We start from the raw sequence: 18,836 nt of genomic DNA, 5'->3' as shown, positions 1-18,836 counted from the left end.
CCCCCACCATGGACGCATCAACCGTGCCGCACGCACCGGGCAAGACGCCCACGGCGCCCCGGCTCGCCCTCGGCACGCTCGTCGCGGGCTGCCTCGCCGTCTGCCTCGCCCAGATCGGCATCGCCATCCCGGCCACGCTCAACGGCCTGTTCCAGGAACACCTGCACCCGGTCGGCTCCCAACTGACGTGGATATCGGACGCTTTCCTGCTGCCCGTCACCGTCCTGGAGCTGTCCTTCGGCGTGCTCGGCGACCTCTTCGGACGCAAACGGCTGCTCGTCGGCGGTGCCGTGCTCCTCGGCGCCGGTGAGGTGGTCGCCGCGGCGAGCAGCGGCATCCACCAGCTCTGGGCCGGGCAGGCGCTCGCCGGACTCGGCGCCGCCGCGCTCTTCCCGACGTCGCTCGCCATGATCGCGGCGGGCACCACCGGGCACGCCCAGCGCGCCCGCGCCATCGCCCTGTGGGCGTCCAGCCTCTCCGCGGGCGGCTTCCTCGCGCCGCTGCTCGGCGGCATCACGGGCACCTACGGCTCCTGGCGCTGGTCCTTCGTGGTCGTGGCGATCGTCGCGGCGCTGAGCGCGCTGACCAGCCTCCTCCTCGCCGCCGACTCCTCGGCGCCCGAGGGCCGTTCACTCGACATCGGCGGGCAGATCACCATTGGCGTCGGCCTGTTCGCGCTGCTCTACGCCGTCATCCAGGGCCCGACCGACGGCTGGGGCTCGGCGCCTGTGGTGGCCGCGTTCGTCGTCGCGGCCGTCTTCGTCGCCCTGTTCGTGGTGGCCGAGCGCCGGGCGCGGTCGCCGCTGCTGCGGCTCGACCTGTTCCGCAACCGCGCGTTCGCCGTCGCCTCCGTCGTCGCCGTCGTCGGCATGTTCAGCTTCCTCGGGACCGCCTACGCGGCGAGCATCAGGCTCGGCCCGATCCAGCACCAGAGCCCGATGCGGACCGCGTTCGCGTTCCTGCTCCTGAACGGCATCACACCGTTCCTGACCCCGCTGACCTCCCGGCTGCTCGCCCGCGTCCCCGCGCGTACGCTGCTCACGGCCGGGCTCGCGCTGATCGCCGCGGGCGACTTCACCGCGGCCACGCTCGACGTCGACGACCGCGCCCTGACCTCGCTGATCCTGCCCCTCGGCCTGGTCGGCACCGGCTTCGCCCTCACCGTCTCCTCCATCACGGCGACGGCCGTCAACACCGTCCCGGTCCACCTCGCGGGCATGGCCAGCGCCTCCACCAACCTGCTGCGCGACTTCGGCTTCACGCTCGGCCCCGCCGTCATCGGCGCCGTCGCCCTCAGCCAGGCCGCGTCCCAGGTCGCGGGCGCCCTGTCCGGCTCGTCGCTGTCCGCCGACGCCAAGGGCGCCGCGCACGAGGTGCTCACGGAGGGCGGCCCCCTCGCCCTCAACTCCGTCGCCCCCGACTCAGCCCCCGGAGCGGCCCGGTCGTTCGCACTGGACGCGCTCGGGCACGGCTACTCGATCGGGTTCGCCGTCTGCGGGTGCGCCGCCCTGTTCGCGGCGCTGCTCGTCCTCGTCGCGCTGCGGGACGGCGGCAAGGGCGAGCCCACGGCACCGGACCGGGAGGGCCTGGCCACGCCGGTCCCGGAGGGCTAACGTCCCCGCATGGATGCCGACGCGGCGCTCTCCGCCTTCGACCCGTGGTCCCCGGCCTTCGTCGCCGACCCGTACCCCGCGTACGCGGCGCTGCGCGAGGCCGGGCGGGTCCACTGGTTCGAGCCCACGCGCCAGTACCTGGTCCCGCACCACGCCGACGTCTCGGCGCTCCTGCGCGACCGCCGGCTCGGCCGCACCTACCGGCACCGGTACACGCACGAGGAGTTCGGCCGCACCGCGCCGCCACCCGAGCACGAGCCGTTCCACACCCTCAACGACCACGGCATGCTCGACCTCGAACCCCCGGACCACACCCGCATCCGCCGCCTCGTCTCCAAGGCGTTCACCCCGCGCACCGTCGAGCGGCTGCGGCCCTACGTGGAGAAGCTGGCGGACGACCTGGTGGCGGGCCTGGTCGCGGACGGCGGCGGTGACCTGCTCACGGCCGTCGCCGAACCCCTCCCGGTCGCGGTCATCGCGGAGATGCTCGGCATCCCGGAGAGCGACCGCCCCCTGCTGCGCCCCTGGTCGGCGGCGATCTGCGGCATGTACGAACTGAACCCGCCCGCCGAGACGGCCCGCGCCGCGGTCCGCGCCTCCGTCGAATTCACCGCCTACCTGAGCGAGTTGATCGCCGAGCGGCGCGCGCGCCCCACCGACACCGACCTGATCTCCGCACTGATCGCGGCGCACGACGAGAACGACGACCGCCTCACCGAACAGGAGATGATCTCGACCTGCGTGCTGCTCCTCAACGCCGGTCACGAGGCCACCGTCAACGCCACCGTGAACGGCTGGTGGGCCCTCTTTCGCCACCCGGGACAACTGGCGGCCCTGCGCGCGGACCCCACCCTGGTCCCCGGCGCCGTCGAGGAGCTGATGCGCTACGACACCCCGCTCCAGCTCTTCGAACGCTGGGTGCTGGACGACATCGAACTCGCCGGCGTCACCCTGCCGCGCGGCTCCGAGGTGGCCCTCCTGTTCGGCTCGGCCAACCACGACCCGGCCGTCTTCCCCGACCCCGACCGCCTCGACCTGACCCGCGCCGACAACCCCCACATCTCCTTCAGCGCGGGCATCCACTACTGCGTCGGCGCGCCCCTGGCCCGCATCGAACTGGCCGCGTCCATGCGGGCCCTGCTCACCCGCGCCCCGACCCTCCACCCCGCCGCGGAACCGTCCCGCACCCCGAACTTCGTGATCCGGGGCCTGAAGGGCCTGCCCGTCACGCTGTGACCGGCCGGGAGCGACCACTGGCTGAGCGCCCGACGTCCGAGACGTCGCCGATGTCCGTGGACGAGTTCGAGAAGATCGCCGCGTTCTCCGCGTCATGTGGCTGATCCGGCAGTGCATGCAGGCAACGTCGTACGACTCCGACACGCACGCCCGGGACCGGGTGGAGTAGCCGGGGGAGGAGGCGGTGCCGGTCGTCAGCGGACGGATCCCTTCAGTTGCTCGGTGTCCGGCTCGAACCCGACCGGGTCGGGCAGCGGCACGCGTTGCGCCCACCTCAGGGCAGCGCCAGGCCCCACGCCGCCACCCGCACCGTCCACGTCCGCCGGCGTACGGGCCCGGCGATGGCCCCCGCGTCGGCCCGGTAGCGGAAATCCGCCCCCGTCACCGTGACCGTACGGGCCGTCGCGCGCAGCGGTGCCGAGCCCGCCGCGCCGCGCACCTCCACGCGCGCGAGGCCGGTGCCCGTCGCGGGGCCGACCGAGACACCCTCCACCGGCCGGTCGAGGTCGGCGAGGGTCACGCCGTCCGCCTCGACCCGCAGCCGCACCGGCGGCCCCGGCGCCAGGGCGGCCGGGCGCACGGGCCGCGCCGCGAGCGTGCGCACCAGTGAGCGGCACGTACGCACCCAGGGGCGCGCCGCGTCGGCCGGTCCCGCGTGCGCCTGCGCGAGGGGCGGGATGCGCAGATCCCCGAGGACCAGCCCGTCGCTGTCGTCGACCAGCAGATCGAGCCGGCGCTCCGTCCCGTCGAGCGCGGCGCGCGCCGCCGCCACCGTCTGCGCGGGAATTCCGAGCGAGCGGGCGAGGGAGAGCGCGCCGCCCACCGGCACCATCGAGAGCACCGCTGTGGACAGCTCCCGCTCCCGGTGCAGGAGCGCCACCGCACGCAGCAGCGCCCGGTCGTCGCCGATCACGACGGGACGCCGCGCACCCCTTCTGGCCAGCGCTTTCGCAAATTCCTCCGGGCTCTCGGGCAGGCACACCTTGACGCTGGCACCGGCGCACAGCACGTCCTTGGCGATCCGCACGGACTCCCCGTCCGCGCGCCGGGCGAGGGGGTCCACGAGCACCAGAACCTGCCGTGACAGCCCCTCGTCCGTCCGGTCAGTTGGATGGTCCAAAGCCGCCACCTCGGCCTTGCCTCGCTTCCTCGGGTAGCATCTTTGTGCAAGAGCCCCTTGCGCTATTGCGCCAGGGGCTTCGTCTATTCCGGGGCACCCCAAGGCTTACGCATTCATCAGTGGCTGCGGCCCCTGACCTTGGACATGCCCCGCCCGGAAGGGGTGTACGCCTGTGCCCGCACTTGTGCTGCTCGGTGCTCAGTGGGGTGACGAAGGCAAGGGAAAGGCCACCGACCTGCTCGGTGGATCCGTGGACTATGTAGTGCGCTACCAGGGCGGCAACAACGCCGGCCACACGGTCGTCGTGGGCGACCAGAAGTACGCGCTGCACCTCCTCCCTTCCGGGATCCTCTCGCCGGAGTGCACGCCGGTCATCGGAAACGGTGTCGTCGTCGACCCGTCGGTCCTGCTCTCCGAGCTGAGCGGTCTGAACGAGCGCGGCGTCGACACGTCCAAGCTCCTGCTCAGCGGTAACGCGCACATCATCACGCCGTACAACGTGACCGTCGACAAGGTGACGGAACGCTTCCTCGGCAAGCGCAAGATCGGTACCACCGGGCGCGGTATCGGCCCGACGTACGCGGACAAGATCAACCGCGTCGGCATCCGCGTCCAGGACCTCTACGACGAGTCGATCCTCACCCAGAAGGTCGAAGCGGCCCTGGAGGTCAAGAACCAGCTCCTGACCAAGCTGTACAACCGCCGTGCCATCGAGGCGCAGCAGGTCGTCGAGGAACTGCTCGGCTACGCGGAGCAGATCAAGGGGTACGTCGCCGACACCACCCTGATCCTCAACAAGGCGCTCGACGACGACAAGGTCGTGCTGTTCGAGGGCGGCCAGGGCACGCTCCTGGACATCGACCACGGCACGTACCCCTTCGTCACGTCGTCCAACCCGACCGCGGGCGGCGCCTGCACGGGCGCCGGTGTCGGCCCGACGAAGATCAGCCGCGTCATCGGCATTCTCAAGGCGTACACGACGCGGGTCGGCGCGGGCCCGTTCCCGACCGAGCTGTTCGACGACGACGGCGAGGCGCTGCGCCGCATCGGCGGCGAGCGCGGTGTGACCACCGGCCGCGACCGCCGCTGCGGCTGGTTCGACGCGGTGATCGCCCGCTACGCGACCCGGGTGAACGGCCTCACCGACTTCTTCCTCACCAAGCTCGACGTCCTCACGGGCTGGGAGCAGATCCCGGTCTGCGTCGCCTACGAGATCGACGGGAAGCGCGTCGAGGAGCTGCCGTACTCGCAGTCCGACTTCCACCACGCGAAGCCGGTCTACGAGATGCTGCCGGGCTGGTCCGAGGACATCACCAAGGCCAAGACCTTCGCGGACCTCCCGAAGAACGCGCAGGCGTACGTCAAGGCCCTGGAGGAGATGTCCGGCGCCCCGATCTCGGCGATCGGCGTGGGCCCCGGCCGCGACGAGACGATCGAGATCAACTCGTTCCTGTAGGGCCCCTGTAGGACCCCTGTAGGGACGCGCTCCGCGTCGACCGCGCCCCGGTCCGCCTCGGCGGGCCGGGGCGTCGTCGTCCGTGGCGGCCTCAGTCGGACTTGTCGTACGTCAGGGACTGCCTCTTCCCCGCCGAGTCGATCATGACGCGTTGCAGCCGGCCCGAGGGCAGGTACGTGATCGTGCTCGGCTTGCCGGGGGTGCAGGCCGCCTGCGGCTCGGCGACCACCGGATCGGTGTCGCCGATCTGCAACGTGGAGTCCGTCGCCGAGGTCAGCGCGCCCTGGAAGACGCAGTGGTAGGGCTCCCCGTTGTTCTGCGTGCCGTCGGCCGTCATGGACAGGACCGTGTCACCCGTCGTGCCCTGCTGGATGACGATGCGGCGCGGGTGGTGCCCCCGCTCGTTGTCGATCGCGCCCGACCATGTGCCCAGGAACTTCGTGGGGATCTCGCCCGCCGCGGACTGCGGTGAGTTCTCCGGGTCCGTGGACGGGGAGGTGGGCGTCGGGGAGTCGGGCCCCGGCCCCACGGGGTCCGTGGCCGACGGCGACGGACCGGGGTCGCCCTGGGACGACGTGCCTTGCTTGCCGTCGTCCTTCATCAGGGCGTACACGGAGCCGCCCGCGCCGAGCGCCACTATCAGGGCGACCACGATCAGCGCCGCCGTGGAACGGCTCCGCTGCGGGGGCTCCTGGTGGGCGACGAGCGGCGTGGTCCCGGGACCGTAGGGCGGGGTGTGGTTCCAACTGCCCTGCGGATAGCCGTAACCGGGCGGCGGCTGGTGCGGGTAGCCGTACGCCGGCGGGTTGGGCACGGGCGGCGCGGCGGCCTGAGCCGGAGCCGGGGCCTGGGCCTGCTGGCCGACCACCATCGTGGGCAGATGGTTCACCTGGACCGCGCCCGGCCGCCCCGGCGGCGGTACGGGGGCGTGTTCCGCCTGGTCCCCTTGTGCCGCCTGCTTCTCCTGCTGTGCCAGTTCGGTCGCGGGGTCCTCGGAGTCGAGCAACTGCACGGCGTGGCGCCCCAGTTGGGCCACGAGCGAGCCGGGCAGCCACGGGTCGCGGGTACGGCCGCCGTCGCCCAGGGTGTCCTCGGCGCCCGTGCGCTCCAGGATCTCCGCCGGCGAGGGCCGCTCGGCGGGCTGCTTGCGCAGGCAGTCCCTGACCAGGTCCTGAAGGCCCTCCGGGAGGTCCGCGAGGTTCGGCTCCTCCTGGGCGATGCGGAACATCAGGGCGTGCACCCCGCTGTTGGAGGTGCCGAAGGGCAGCGCGCCCGTCGCCGCGTACGCCAGGACCGAGCCCAGGCAGAACACGTCGCACGCCGGGGTGATCCGGTCGCCGCGCACCTGCTCGGGCGCCATGAAGCCGGGCGAGCCGACGAGCGCGCCGGTGCGGGTGAGACCGCCGTCGGTGACGGTCTCCAGGGCGCGCGCGATGCCGAAGTCGATGACGCGCGGGCCGTCGATGGTGACCAGCACGTTCGACGGTTTGAGGTCGCGGTGGATCAGCCCCGCCTCGTGGATGTCCTTCAGGGCGTGCGCGAGACCGGCCGCGAGGATGCGTACGGAACGCTCCGGCAGCGCGCCGTGATCGTGCGAGACGACCTGCTGGAGGGCGGGGCCCGCGACGTACCCGGTGGCCACCCACGGGATCTCCGCCTCGGTGTCCGCGTCGAGCACGGGCGCCGTCCACGCGCCGCCGACCCGCCGCGCGGCCCGCACCTCCTGCCGGAACCGGGTCCTGAACTCCTCCTGCTCCGCCAGCTCCTGACGGACCAGCTTCACCGCGACGGTACGGCCGCGCTCCGAGCGCGCCAGGTACACCTGCCCCATGCCGCCCGCGCCCAGCCGTCCCAGCAGCCGGTACGCGCCGATGCGCTGAGGGTCCCCCGGACCCAGCGATTCGAGCCTCTCCATGTCGCGCCACCCTCCCCCGTACGTGACCAACAGACCGAGAATAGTGCGGCCATACGACGAAGAGACCCGGAGTGGCTCGTACGGTTCCGTAACAAACGCGGAGAGTGACGAACGGAAGTTCTTTTCCGTTGGCCGGAAACCGGGAACGTCCCGCGCCGCCCGTACGTCCCTCTCGTAGTACGACGAAGTCCGCTGCCCCCTATCGTCAGGAGACCGTGTGATCCCCGCCGTACGCGCCATCGGGCGTGCCGCGCTCGCCGCCCGGCCGCTGTCGCTCGACGAACTCAACAGCACGGCCGAGCTGCTGGCCCGCCGCGACCAGCGCTACCTCGTACCGGTCGAGATCTTCGCGGACTTCGCGGCACTGCTCACCGACCCGCGGCGGGCGGGCGGCCCGTTCCGCGCGCTGTCGCTGGGCGGACGGCGCTGGTTCACCTACCGCTCGACCTACTACGACACCGCCGACCTGCGCACGTACCACGCCCACCGGCAGGGCAACCGGCCCCGCTACAAGATCCGCGAACGGCTCTACCAGGACAGCGGGGAGCGGCAGTTCGAGATCGAACTGAGCAACGCGCGAGGGGAGACGGTCAAGCACCGGCACCGCCTGACGGGTGAGGAGCAGGCGCTCGACGCGGCCGGGCGCGGCTTCCTCGACGGGGTCATCGGCGGCGCGTTCGGGGTCGAGGCGCCACCGGGGCTGCGGCCGTCGCTGGTGACCGAGTACCAGCGGGCCACGTTCGTCGCCGACGGGCAGCGGATCACCTGCGACGCGGGTCTGGTGGTGCGGGAGACGGGTCCGCGGGGGCGCGCGGCACGGGCCGACGGCGGTCTGGTGCTGGTGAAGACGAAGACGCGGGGGCCGCGCTGCGAGGCGGACGGGGTGCTGCACCGGTTCGGGGTGCGGGCGTCGGAGTTCACGAAGTACTGCGGCGGCCTCGCGGCACTCCGCCCGGAACTGGGCGCCGACCGCTGGGCCCGCCCGGTCCGACAGGCGTTCCCGCGGGGCGCGTACTGAGCGGCTCGCGAAGACGGCGGCGCGCGGGCGACAGTCTGTCGTGTTCGCCCGCGTCCCGCAGACAGGACGCCGATGGTGTGCCCGTGCAGCGCGCATCTACGCTCGGCGGTATGACCCCTCAGCCGAATCCCCAGGTCGGCGCCGCCGTCAAGGCCGCGGACCGCGCCCACGTGTTCCACTCCTGGTCCGCACAGGAGCTCATCGACCCGCTGGCCGTCGCCGGTGCCGAAGGCTCGTACTTCTGGGACTACGACGGCAACCGCTACCTCGACTTCACCTCCGGGCTCGTCTTCACGAACATCGGGTACCAGCACCCGAAGGTCGTCGCCGCGATCCAGGAGCAGGCCGGGAAGATGACGACCTTCGCCCCGGCCTTCGCCGTCGAGGCGCGCTCGGAGGCCGCACGCCTCATCGCCGCGCGCACGCCCGGCGACCTCGACAAGATCTTCTTCACCAACGGCGGCGCCGACGCCGTCGAGCACGCCCTGCGGATGGCCCGCCTGCACACGGGCCGCCCGAAGGTGCTCTCCGCCTACCGCTCGTACCACGGCGGCACCCAGCAGGCCGTCAACGTCACCGGTGATCCGCGCCGCTGGGCCAACGACACGGGCACGGCCGGTGTCGTCCGCTTCTGGGCGCCGTTCCTCTACCGCACCCGGTTCTACGCGCAGACGGAGGCGCAGGAGTGCGAGCGCGCCCTCGAACACCTGGAGTCGACGATCCAGTTCGAGGGCCCCTCGACGATCGCGGCGGTCATCCTGGAGACGGTGCCGGGCACGGCGGGCATCATGCTGCCGCCCGCCGGTTACCTCGCCGGGGTCCGCGCGCTGTGCGACAAGTACGGCATCGTCTTCGTCCTGGACGAGGTCATGGCCGGTTTCGGCCGTACGGGCACGTGGTTCGCGGCCGATCTGTACGACGTGACGCCGGACCTGATGACCTTCGCCAAGGGCGTGAACTCGGGGTACGTGCCGCTCGGCGGTGTGGCCATCTCCGGCGCGATCGCCGAGACGTTCGCCAAGCGGCCCTACCCGGGCGGCCTGACCTACTCAGGGCACCCGCTGGCCTGCGCGGCGGCCGTCGCCACCATGAACGTGATGGAGGAGGAGGGCATCGTCGCGCACGCCGCGAAGCTCGGCTCCGAGGTCATCGAGCCGGGCCTGCGCGAGCTGGCCGAGCGGCACCCCTCGGTGGGCGAGGTGCGCGGCGTCGGCATGTTCTGGGCGCTCGACCTCGTACGGGACCGGGCGACGCGGGAGCCGCTGGTGCCCTACAACGCGACCGGCGAGGCCAACGCGCCGATGGCCGCGTTCGCCGCCGCCGCGAAGAAGCAGGGACTGTGGCCCTTCGTGAACATGAACCGCACGCACGTGGTGCCGCCGCTGAACATCACGGAGGCCGAGGCCAAGGAGGGCCTGGCCGCGCTGGACATCGCGCTGGGCGCGGCGGACGAGCACGTGGCGTGAGGGGTGCCGGGGCGAGGGCGCCGGTGCCGCTTCGGCACCGGCGCCCCGCCCCGGCAGGCGCTCCGGTTCAACTGAAGACGATCATCGAGCCCTGGGCCAGGCTGCGGGTCGCGGCCCGGTGCAGGCCCAGCCAGACGTGACGCTCCCGGGCGAAGGGGCCCTCGCCCGGCGGGACCGGCGCGGCCGGTTCCTCCAGGGAGGTCGGTGCCACGGGCGGGGCCGGGGGCAGCGGCGGGTTCGCCGGGTCTATCCCGATCGCGGGCGCCACGTACTCCAGCTCGTGCAGCAACGCGTGGGAGGAGCCCAACGGACCGCCGCCCTCCAGGAGTTCGTCGTTGGACAGCGGTGCGGGGAAGTCCACGGGAACGTAGGCGCCCGCGTGGTCGTAGTGCCACACCAGATGGGAGGCCTGCGCCGTGGACTCGAACATCTCCAGCAACTGCTCGTAGTCGCCGCCCAGTTCGTCGACCGGCGTGACGGCGAGCCCGCACATCTGGAGCAGGTAGGCCCGGCGCAGGAAGTGCAGCGCGTCGTAGTCGAACCCGGCGACCGGCGCCACGTCACCGGAGAGGCCCGGCATGTACGCGTAGACCGGCACCGAGGGCAGACCTGCCGCGTGCAACGCCTTGTCGTAGAGCGCGAGTTCTTCCGCGAAAGGGTTGTCGGGGCTGTGGCACAGCACGTCGACGAGGGGGACGAGCCACAGGTCACAGGCCAAGGGGGCTCCTTAGGACTCCGGTTGCGCGGCGTGTTCTCGGCGTAGGGCGTACGCCAGGGTAATGTGCGCCTGCCTTTGCCCGTACCCGCCTTCAGGCCCCCTGATCGCCCGCGAGGCGCTCCATCAGGCGCAGCGAGTCCGCGTTGTACGCCTCGACGATGGCGTGCGCGGCCGGGGCGTCGTGGCGGGCCAGGGCGTCGACGAGGTCGCAGTGTCCCGACCACAGGCTGCCCCGGAGGTCGCCCGCCCGGCGCAGATGCGGGACCGCGCACATCCAGGACTGGACGCGCAGCCGGTGGAAGAAGTCGGAGAGGTACGGGTTGCCGAAGAGGGCGGAGAGTTCGCGCCAGAACCGCAGGTCGTAGCCGATCAGGACGTTCAGGTCACCGGCGCCCGCGGCGCGGGCCGCCTCCTCGCCGCGGCGGCGCACCCCGGCGAGGGCGGCGGGGGAGCGCGGCTCGGCCGGGGCGGGTTCGGCCAGGCCGCGGAAGATCCCGTCGGCGACGAGGGAGCGGGCCTCGATCATGGCGCGGTAGTCGGCCAGGGAGTACTCGTGGACGCGGAAGCCGCGGTGCTGGGCGGAGTCGAGCAGGCCCTTCGCGGTGAGGTCGACCAGGGCCTCGCGCACCGGGGTGGCCGACACCCCGTACCCCTCGGCGATCTCCTTGACCGTGAACTCCTGGCCGGGGCAGAGGCGGCCCGCGAGGATCTCGTCGCGCAGCGCGTCCGCGATCTGCCGGCGGAGGGTGTTGCGGGTGACGGCGGGGCCGTCGAAAGCGGGCACGGGTCGGGTCCCCCGGTTCGGCTGGCGGTGAAGGTTCGCCCGAACACTATGCCTCTACCGCGGCTCCGGGGGCCGCTGCCTCGGCATGTTGGGGCGGGCGCCCGGGGGGAGGGGGAAGCGGCCGGGGGGCGGGTCCGCCGGGCGGGCCGGGCTCGGGATCGCGGACTGCATGACCAGCGGCGCGGGCCCGGAGCGGAACTCGACCATCCAGTCCGCGGTCTCGGAGCGCACCAGCTCCGTGACGTCCTCCGAGAAGCGCCGCAGCACGGACAGGCACCGCTCGGCGGCCTCGCTCGCCGTGCCCTCGGCGGGGCCCAGCACCTCGCGGACGCACTCCGACGCCCAGTCGAACTGGAGCACGAGTAACCGCCGGTGCACGGCCTGTGCCGTGGCGACGTCCCGGGTCCAGCCCGACGTGAGCCCGAAGTAGCGGTCGCACCCGGCGCAGGCCACCGCGAGCAGCAGCCCGAGGTAGCCCCAGAGCGCCGCCCCGTGTGCCGCGCCGGTCAGGTCGAGCAGCGGCAGCAGCACCGCGGCCAGCGCCCCGAGCACCGTCCCGCCGCGCATCGCCCGGGCGCCCCGCCGCTTCCACACGCGGTCGGCGAGATACCAGGCGGCGGTGCGCAGGGCGCCCTGCTCGACCCACCGGTACAGCTCGTCGAGCCGCTCGGCCGGCTCGCCCCAGTCGCCGAGCGGGAAGGCGCGTCCCGTGAGGTCGTCCGAGGTGCTGCGGCCCTCGCCCTGCCCCTCCGGGGGCGGTCCTCCGGGCTGCATCTCCGGCTGACTCACCGGCACTCCCTCGACTGGTTACGGATCGCGACTGGACTCGACTGGGTACGCATCTTCCTACCGCCCAATGGGTGGCCGAGAGTCCCCTTTCGCGGGTTTTCCGCTCAGAAGTGGGCCTTGATCAGGTATAGGAGAGCGGCCCGTCTCACTCGAAAGAGTGCGGTGCGAGGTGCCGGGGCGGGCGCCACCCGGACCACGTAGGCTCGTTTCATGGGCGCGCGCCCACGCGGACGCGCCCGACGCAGCGCACGAGACGAGACGGGAACAGGAGCTGATCGTGATCCCCGGTGGTGGCCAGCCCAACATGCAGCAGTTGCTCCAGCAGGCCCAGAAGATGCAGCAGGACCTCGCGACGGCCCAGGAGGAACTGGCGCGTACCGAGGTCGAGGGCCAGGCGGGCGGCGGACTCGTCAAGGCGACGGTGAACGGCTCGGGCGAGCTGCGCGGCCTCGTCATCGACCCCAAGGCGGTCGACCCGGAGGACACCGAGACCCTCGCCGACCTGGTCGTCGCGGCGGTCCAGGCGGCCAACGAGAACGCGCAGACGCTCCAGCAGCAGAAGCTCGGCCCCCTCACCCAGGGCCTCGGCGGCGGCAGCGGCATCCCGGGCCTCCCCTTCTAGGACCGGCGCCGACTACCGTACGTACCAGGCAGCAGAGCAGGATTTACGGAAGGCGTTCGAGCCGTGTACGAAGGCGTGGTCCAGGACCTCATCGACGAGTTGGGCAGGCTGCCCGGCGTCGGTCCCAAGAGCGCGCAGCGGATCGCCTTCCACATCCTCCAGGCGGAGCCCACGGACGTGCGGCGCCTCGCCCAGGCCCTGATGGAGGTCAAGGCGAAGGTCCGCTTCTGCGCGACGTGCGGCAACGTCGCGCAGGAGGAGCTGTGCAACATCTGCCGCGACCCGCGCCGCGACCTCACCGTCATCTGTGTCGTCGAGGAGCCCAAGGACGTCGTCGCGATCGAGCGCACCCGTGAGTTCCGGGGCAAGTACCACGTGCTCGGCGGCGCCATCAGCCCCATCGAAGGGGTGGGACCCGACGACCTGCGTATACGAGAACTTCTCGCGCGGTTGGCCGACGGGACGGTCACAGAGCTGATCCTGGCCACCGATCCGAACCTGGAGGGCGAGGCCACGGCGACGTACCTCGCCCGCATGATCAAGCCCATGGGCCTGAAGGTCACCCGCCTGGCCAGCGGCCTCCCCGTCGGGGGCGACCTGGAGTACGCGGACGAGGTCACCCTCGGCCGGGCCTTCGAGGGGAGACGACTCCTAGATGTCTGACGCCACGCTGCACGCCACCGCTCAGGATCCGGACAGCTTCGCGGTCCAGATCTCCGACCAGATCGAGTCCTTCATCGTCGCGGTCACCGAGATCGCCAAGGGCGACGAGCCGGACTCGGCCATCCCGTTCCTGCTGCTCGAGGTCTCCCAGTTGATGCTCGCGGGCGGCCGGCTCGGCGCGCACGAGGACATCGTCCCGGACGAGCGCTACGAGCCGGACCTCGGCCCGGAGCAGGACGTGGACGAGATGCGCGAGCGGCTGGCCCGGATGCTGGCCCCCGTCGACGTGTACTCCGAGGTCTTCGACCCCTACGAGCCCCGCAAGGCGCGGGTCGCCGCCCGGATCTCCGACGACCTGACCGACGTGGTCGCCGATCTGCGCCACGGCCTGGCCCACTACCGCGCGGGCCGGGTCTCCGAGGCGCTGTGGTGGTGGCAGTTCTCGTACTTCTCGAACTGGGGCTCCACCGCCTCCGCGACGCTGCGCGCCCTTCAGTCCCTGGTGGCCCACGTGCGGCTCAACCAGCCCCTCGACGACCTCGACGGCCTGGACACCGACGAGGACCTCGCGCGCACGGAGGACACCCTCGCCGAGGAGGCAGGACAGGTCATGGTGGAGGAGATCGCGGGCCCGCTCGGCCTGCGCCCCGTCAAGTGAGCTGTCCCACTTTTCCGGTTGTCCCCGGCGGCGTCGGGCATGAGCCTGTCCGGGTGGCCGGAAGATCCGCGTCCAAAACCTCGGTGATCACCTCGTGAGCGGGACATCTCACGATGCGATACGCCGGGGGCGGATTTCGGCCGCTCGTTAAACTGAGCCGACCGCGGTACGCGTACGTACACGTGGTGACAGACGGACTGAGCGAGGAGCGCACGTGGGCCTTGTCGTGCAGAAGTACGGAGGCTCCTCCGTAGCCGATGCCGAGGGCATCAAGCGGGTCGCCAAGCGAGTGGTGGACGCCAAGAAGAACGGCAACCAGGTGGTTGTCGTGGTGTCCGCGATGGGTGACACGACGGATGAGTTGATCGATCTCGCCGAGCAGGTATCCCCGATCCCTGCCGGGCGCGAATTCGACATGCTGCTGACCGCCGGAGAGCGGATCTCCATGGCACTGCTTGCCATGGCGATCAAAAACCTGGGCCACGAGGCCCAGTCGTTCACGGGCAGTCAGGCCGGTGTCATCACCGACTCGGTCCACAACAAAGCCCGGATCATCGATGTCACGCCGGGGCGCATCAGGACCTCCATCGAAGAGGGCAACATCGCCATCGTCGCGGGGTTCCAGGGCGTCAGCCAGGAGGGCAAGAACATCACGACCCTCGGCCGCGGCGGGTCCGACACGACCGCCGTCGCCCTGGCCGCCGCCCTCGACGCGGAGGTCTGCGAGATCTACACCGACGTCGACGGTGTCTTCACCGCCGACCCGCGCGTCGTGAAGAAGGCGCGGAAGATCGACTGGATCTCCTTCGAGGACATGCTGGAGCTCGCCAGCTCCGGCTCGAAGGTCCTGCTCCACCGCTGCGTGGAGTACGCCCGCCGCTACAACATCCCGATCCACGTGCGGTCCAGCTTCAGCGGACTCCAGGGCACCTGGGTCAGCAACGAGCCGATCGCGAAGAACAAGCAAGGGGAGAAGACCGTGGAACAGGCGATCATCTCCGGTGTCGCGCACGACACCTCCGAGGCGAAGGTCACCGTCGTCGGTGTGCCGGACAAGCCGGGCGAGGCCGCGAAGATCTTCCGCGCCGTCGCGGACGCCGCGATCAACCTCGACATGATCGTCCAGAACGTGTCGGCCGCGTCGACCGGCCTGACCGACATCTCCTTCACGCTCCCCAAGACCGAGGGCCGCAAGGCCATCGACGCCCTGGAGCGGATCAAGGCGAGCGTCGGCTTCGACTCCCTGCGCTACGACGACCAGATCGCCAAGATCTCCCTCGTCGGCGCCGGGATGAAGACCAACCCGGGTGTCACGGCCGGGTTCTTCGAGGCGCTCACCGACGCGGGCGTCAACATCGAGCTGATCTCCACCTCCGAGATCCGCATCTCCGTGGTGACGCGCGCCGACGACGTGAACGAGGCGGTGCGCGCCGTGCACTCCGCCTTCGGGCTCGACTCGGACTCCGACGAGGCCGTCGTCTACGGGGGCACCGGCCGCTGATGGACCGCAACCCGGCGAGGCGTCCGACGCTCGCGGTCGTGGGAGCGACCGGGAGCGTCGGCGCCGTGCTGCTTCAGATCCTGTCGCAGCACGCCGACGTCTGGGGCGAGATCCGGCTCGTCGCCTCGGCGCGCTCGGCGGGGCGCAAGCTCACCGTGCGCGGCGCCGAGGTCGAGGTGGTGGCCCTGGAGGAGTCCGTCTTCGACGGGGTCGACGTCGCCATGTTCGACGTGCCCGACGAGGTCGCCGCCGAGTGGGCGCCGGTCGCCGCCGCCAAGGGCGTCGTGGTGGTGGACAACTCGGCCGCCTTCCGGATGGACCCCGAGGTGCCGCTCGTCGTCCCCGAGGTCAATCCGCACGCCGCGCGCGTGCGCCCGCGCTCCATCATCTCCAGCGCCAACTGCACGACCCTGTCGATGATCGTGGCCGTCGGCGCGCTGCACGCCGAGTTCGGCCTGAGCGAGCTGGTGGTCTCCAGCTACCAGGCGGTGTCCGGCGCGGGCCGCGCCGGGGTCGAGACCCTGCGCGCCCAACTCTCCCTCGTCGCCGGTACGGAGCTCGGGACCAGCCCGGGCGATGTGCGCCGGGCCGTCGGCGAGCGGACCGGGCCGTTCCCCGAGCCGGTCGCGCTGAACGTCGTACCGTGGGCCGGGTCGCTGCGCGAGGACGGCTGGTCGTCGGAGGAGATGAAGGTGCGGGACGAGACCCGCAAGATCCTCGGGCTGCCCGATCTCAAGGTGGCCGTCACGTGTGTGCGGGTGCCGGTCGTCACGACGCACTCCGCCACCGTCCACGCCCGCTTCCAGAGCGAGGTCACCGTGGACAAGGCCCGCGAGATCCTGGCTACCGCGCCCGGGGTCGTGCTCTTCGACAACCCGGCGGCCGGTGAGTTCCCGACGCCCGCCGACGCGGTGGGCACCGACCCGACCTGGGTGGGCCGGCTGCGGCGCTCGCTCGACGACCCCGCAGGGATCGAACTCTTCGTCTGCGGGGACAATCTCCGCAAAGGCGCCGCTTTGAACACGGCGCAGATCGCGGAGCTGGTCGCCGCGGAGTTCGCCGGGGCCTGAGACCCCGCGTGATCTTCCCCTCTCCCGCCGTCCGTCTGACGATCAACCCCTTCCCATATGCGGATCGCCTCGTAGGATCTGTGTAAGTTCCGTGGAGGGCAGTGGTCCACACCACTGATGCGCGCCGCGTGAACGTGCTTCTGAATCGTTCGAAGATTCCCTCCCCATCCCGCAACCGCACGCGGGGTGGGGAGCGTCTCTGTCGTCTTGAGGGGGGTCCTCAGGGTGTTCGAACGAAGCAGGCAATCGGGGCGTAGGGGAAGAGCAGGTACGCATGTCGGCAATTGACGGGTCGTCATTGGTGGGGATGACGAGGTCTGTCGCAAATGAGCCGCCGGACGCGTACAACCCTGACGGGGGGAAGCGTGTCCAACAGGCGTGGCAGAGGTACTCGACTTCACAGCGGTACAGGCGAGGGGCGCGGCGCTGCGGCCCCCCCTCGCATCACTCGCACCCCTGGGGACCCGGCGTCCCCGTCGGGGCGCGGTCGGCGGCATGCCGGTGATCGCCCCCATGCCCGCGGCACGGCCGGCGCAGCTTCCGGCACAGCAGGGCGTTGACGACGTGACGGCGACGGGTACGACAGTCGACCACCTCACCGAGACCTACCGCGCCCACTACCGGTCCCTGCTGGGGCTCGCGGCGCTCCTCCTCGACGACACCGCCTCCTGCGAGGACGTCGTCCAGGAGGCGTTCATCCGCGTCCACTCCGCGCGCAAACGCGTCCGTGACCCGGAGAAGACGCTGGCCTACCTGCGCCAGACCGTCGTCAACCTCTCCCGGTCCACGCTGCGCCGGCGCATCCTCGGGCTGAAGCTCCTCACCAAGCCGATGCCCGACATGGCGAGCGCCGAGGAGGGCGCGTACGACCTGCTGGAGCGCGACGCGCTGAAGGCGGCACTGCGCGGACTCCAGCGGCGTCAGCGCGAGGTCCTCGTCATGCGGTACTTCGCGGACATGACCGAGGCTCAGGTGGCCGAGGCGCTCGGGATATCGCTGGGGTCGGTGAAGGCGTACGGTTCGCGCGGGATCGCGGCCCTGCGCATCGCCATGGAGGCACCGGCATGAGCCCCTCGGAGCACGGGCGGGACAAGCGCTTCGGGCACGACGAGCACCACGAGCACGACGAGCACGCTGGGAACGAAACTGTGAACGACGGACCCCGTCGTCCGGCCGGTGCGGCGGCCGACGACGAGCTGGAACTGCGGCGGATGATGCGCCAGGCCGTCGCCGAGATCGACCCCTCGGACGAGGCCCTCGACCGTCTGCGCCGCGCGGTGCCCGCGCGCCGCGCCCGCAAGCGGCAGGCCCTCGTCGGCGCCGTCGCCGCGGGGGTGTTCGTCGCGATGGCGGTGCCCGCGGTGTGGCACGTGACGAAGTCGGGCTCCTCCGGTGACCGGCCCTCCATAGCGGGACACAGCGAAGCCACCCACGGCGGGGTGGACGTCGACAAGTCCGGCGGCGGGGGCGGCAAGGAGCCCGGCGATTCGCCCTCCCACGCCAAGGACAAGGACAAGGACGGCAAGAAGGACAAGGACAAGGGCGGCAAGGAGAAGGGCGCGGGCGGCGGCGCCACCGGCGGCCCGGGCCCGGCGTCCACGGCCGCCGCGAGCTCCCCCGTCTGCGACGCGGGCGATCTGACCGACGCGGTGGCCAGCGTCGGCCAGCCCGACGCCAGCGGCACCGTCTACGGCTCGTTCCGGGTGTCGAACGGCTCGGGCGCCAACTGCACCGTCGACAGCCCCGGCAGCGTCGTCACCATCGCCGAGGGCGCGGCCGACCCCAGCAGGGTGAGCGTCGTCGACCACACGGCCGGCGACCGGGCGACCGGTCTGCCCGACCCGGCGACCGAGCCGAGCCAGCTCATCCTGGAGCCCGGCATGGCCTACGAGGTGCGCTTCGCGTGGGTGCCGACCGGCTCCTGCCCGGCGACGGGCGGCAGCAGCACCGGAGGCACCGGTGGCGGCAACGGCGGCGAGCCGGAGACGCCCGCGCCGACGCCGTCGGGGGACACCACGGGCTCGACCCCCGCGACGGGCACCGCCGACTCGGGCCTGTCGACACAGTTCGGCAGCGAGGACACGGCCGACGGAAGCGTGGTCGTGTCGCACACGGCGGAGCCCGGAACGCCGAGCGCCGCCGCGACCATCCCGGACGCGTGCGCGGGCACCGTGTACCGGACGGGCGTACTGCCGGCTTCCTAGGAC

Annotated in this window: 17 protein-coding genes; 12 read left to right on the top strand and 5 right to left on the bottom strand. The window is 71.9% G+C overall.

Translation table 11 applies throughout. The annotated features are described in order from the left end of the window. Positions 1–8: 8 nt before the first annotated feature. Both ACIRF8_RS31110 and ACIRF8_RS31105 read left to right on the top strand, forming a co-directional pair. A complete protein-coding gene (locus ACIRF8_RS31110; protein ID WP_404220188.1) occupies positions 9–1,613 on the top strand; it encodes an MFS transporter in 1,605 nt (534 codons plus the stop codon). A 9-nt stretch (positions 1,614–1,622) separates the two neighbouring features. Further along, positions 1,623–2,849, top strand: coding sequence for a cytochrome P450 (locus ACIRF8_RS31105; RefSeq protein ID WP_404220186.1), 1,227 nt, complete (start codon positions 1,623–1,625; stop codon positions 2,847–2,849). A 274-nt stretch (positions 2,850–3,123) separates the two neighbouring features. On the opposite strand, the gene ACIRF8_RS31100 is transcribed toward ACIRF8_RS31105, so the two are convergent. Beyond that, positions 3,124–3,969 (bottom strand): diacylglycerol kinase, encoded by an 846-nt coding sequence (locus ACIRF8_RS31100; protein ID WP_404220184.1) that lies wholly within the window; start codon positions 3,967–3,969, stop codon positions 3,124–3,126. 172 nt (positions 3,970–4,141) lie between these two features. Here ACIRF8_RS31100 and ACIRF8_RS31095 point away from each other — a divergent pair, with 172 nt between their 5' ends. Further along, complete coding sequence (locus tag ACIRF8_RS31095) at positions 4,142–5,425, top strand: adenylosuccinate synthase (RefSeq protein WP_404220182.1); 1,284 nt, start codon at positions 4,142–4,144, stop codon at positions 5,423–5,425. A 91-nt stretch (positions 5,426–5,516) separates the two neighbouring features. Here the strand turns inward: ACIRF8_RS31095 and ACIRF8_RS31090 are convergent, their stop codons facing one another. Next, entirely contained in the window at positions 5,517–7,340 is a 1,824-nt protein-coding gene (locus ACIRF8_RS31090; RefSeq protein WP_404220180.1) for a serine/threonine-protein kinase, read from the bottom strand. 217 nt (positions 7,341–7,557) lie between these two features. On the opposite strand from ACIRF8_RS31090, the gene ACIRF8_RS31085 reads away from it, so the two are divergent. Further along, a complete protein-coding gene (locus tag ACIRF8_RS31085; protein ID WP_404220178.1) occupies positions 7,558–8,358 on the top strand; it encodes a VTC domain-containing protein in 801 nt (266 codons plus the stop codon). 110 nt (positions 8,359–8,468) lie between these two features. After that, positions 8,469–9,824 (top strand): aspartate aminotransferase family protein, encoded by a 1,356-nt coding sequence (locus ACIRF8_RS31080; RefSeq protein ID WP_404220175.1) that lies wholly within the window; start codon positions 8,469–8,471, stop codon positions 9,822–9,824. A gap of 67 nt (positions 9,825–9,891) precedes the next feature. Here ACIRF8_RS31080 and ACIRF8_RS31075 read toward each other — a convergent pair whose 3' ends face one another. From ACIRF8_RS31075 to ACIRF8_RS31065, 3 genes are all read right to left on the bottom strand, one after another. Further along, entirely contained in the window at positions 9,892–10,542 is a 651-nt protein-coding gene (locus ACIRF8_RS31075) for a hypothetical protein (RefSeq protein ID WP_404220173.1), read from the bottom strand. 91 nt (positions 10,543–10,633) lie between these two features. Next, positions 10,634–11,326 (bottom strand): GntR family transcriptional regulator, encoded by a 693-nt coding sequence (locus tag ACIRF8_RS31070; RefSeq protein ID WP_404220171.1) that lies wholly within the window; start codon positions 11,324–11,326, stop codon positions 10,634–10,636. A gap of 54 nt (positions 11,327–11,380) precedes the next feature. After that, on the bottom strand, positions 11,381–12,115 hold the full coding sequence (locus ACIRF8_RS31065; protein WP_404220169.1) for an SLATT domain-containing protein: 735 nt from the start codon (positions 12,113–12,115) through the stop codon (positions 11,381–11,383). A gap of 277 nt (positions 12,116–12,392) precedes the next feature. On the opposite strand from ACIRF8_RS31065, the gene ACIRF8_RS31060 reads away from it, so the two are divergent. The 7 genes from ACIRF8_RS31060 (at position 12,393) to ACIRF8_RS31030 (ending at position 18,833) form a co-directional block, all read left to right on the top strand. Continuing rightward, positions 12,393–12,737 carry a YbaB/EbfC family nucleoid-associated protein gene (locus ACIRF8_RS31060; protein ID WP_404220167.1) on the top strand — a complete coding sequence of 115 codons (345 nt, stop codon included), beginning with the start codon at positions 12,393–12,395 and terminating at the stop codon, positions 12,735–12,737. A gap of 63 nt (positions 12,738–12,800) precedes the next feature. Continuing rightward, positions 12,801–13,400 (top strand): recombination mediator RecR, encoded by a 600-nt coding sequence (gene recR / locus ACIRF8_RS31055; protein ID WP_116511760.1) that lies wholly within the window; start codon positions 12,801–12,803, stop codon positions 13,398–13,400. After that, positions 13,393–14,058, top strand: a complete 666-nt coding sequence (locus tag ACIRF8_RS31050; protein WP_404220165.1) for a DUF5063 domain-containing protein — start codon at positions 13,393–13,395, stop codon at positions 14,056–14,058. The genes recR and ACIRF8_RS31050 overlap by 8 nt, the downstream gene beginning before the upstream one ends. Before the next feature lie 214 nt (positions 14,059–14,272). Further along, entirely contained in the window at positions 14,273–15,559 is a 1,287-nt protein-coding gene (locus ACIRF8_RS31045; RefSeq protein ID WP_404220163.1) for an aspartate kinase, read from the top strand. After that, positions 15,559–16,629 carry an aspartate-semialdehyde dehydrogenase gene (locus tag ACIRF8_RS31040; RefSeq protein WP_404220161.1) on the top strand — a complete coding sequence of 357 codons (1,071 nt, stop codon included), beginning with the start codon at positions 15,559–15,561 and terminating at the stop codon, positions 16,627–16,629. Before ACIRF8_RS31045 ends, ACIRF8_RS31040 begins: the two co-directional genes overlap by 1 nt. Before the next feature lie 378 nt (positions 16,630–17,007). Further along, positions 17,008–17,697: a SigE family RNA polymerase sigma factor gene (locus tag ACIRF8_RS31035; protein WP_404220159.1), complete on the top strand. Its 690-nt coding sequence runs from the start codon at positions 17,008–17,010 to the stop codon at positions 17,695–17,697. Beyond that, positions 17,694–18,833, top strand: coding sequence for a hypothetical protein (locus ACIRF8_RS31030; protein ID WP_404220156.1), 1,140 nt, complete (start codon positions 17,694–17,696; stop codon positions 18,831–18,833). Before ACIRF8_RS31035 ends, ACIRF8_RS31030 begins: the two co-directional genes overlap by 4 nt. Positions 18,834–18,836: the final 3 nt, after the last annotated feature.

The sequence above is a fragment of the Streptomyces sp. NPDC102406 genome (assembly GCF_044765725.1).
Lineage (GTDB): Bacteria > Actinomycetota > Actinomycetes > Streptomycetales > Streptomycetaceae > Streptomyces.
Note: the sequence above shows the minus strand (reverse complement) of the source record. Positions and strands in the feature narration are given on the sequence as shown.

Bases quoted from the DNA above. Each gene is read 5' to 3' on its own strand.
- ACIRF8_RS31110 (WP_404220188.1), top strand. From the start codon at position 9: ATGGACGCATCAACCGTGCCGCACGCACCGGGCAAGACGCCCACGGCG.
- ACIRF8_RS31105 (WP_404220186.1), top strand. From the start codon at position 1,623: ATGGATGCCGACGCGGCGCTCTCCGCCTTCGACCCGTGGTCCCCGGCC.
- ACIRF8_RS31090 (WP_404220180.1), bottom strand. From the start codon at position 7,340: ATGGAGAGGCTCGAATCGCTGGGTCCGGGGGACCCTCAGCGCATCGGC.
- ACIRF8_RS31080 (WP_404220175.1), top strand. From the start codon at position 8,469: ATGACCCCTCAGCCGAATCCCCAGGTCGGCGCCGCCGTCAAGGCCGCG.
- ACIRF8_RS31050 (WP_404220165.1), top strand. From the start codon at position 13,393: ATGTCTGACGCCACGCTGCACGCCACCGCTCAGGATCCGGACAGCTTC.
- ACIRF8_RS31040 (WP_404220161.1), top strand. From the start codon at position 15,559: ATGGACCGCAACCCGGCGAGGCGTCCGACGCTCGCGGTCGTGGGAGCG.
- ACIRF8_RS31030 (WP_404220156.1), top strand. From the start codon at position 17,694: ATGAGCCCCTCGGAGCACGGGCGGGACAAGCGCTTCGGGCACGACGAG.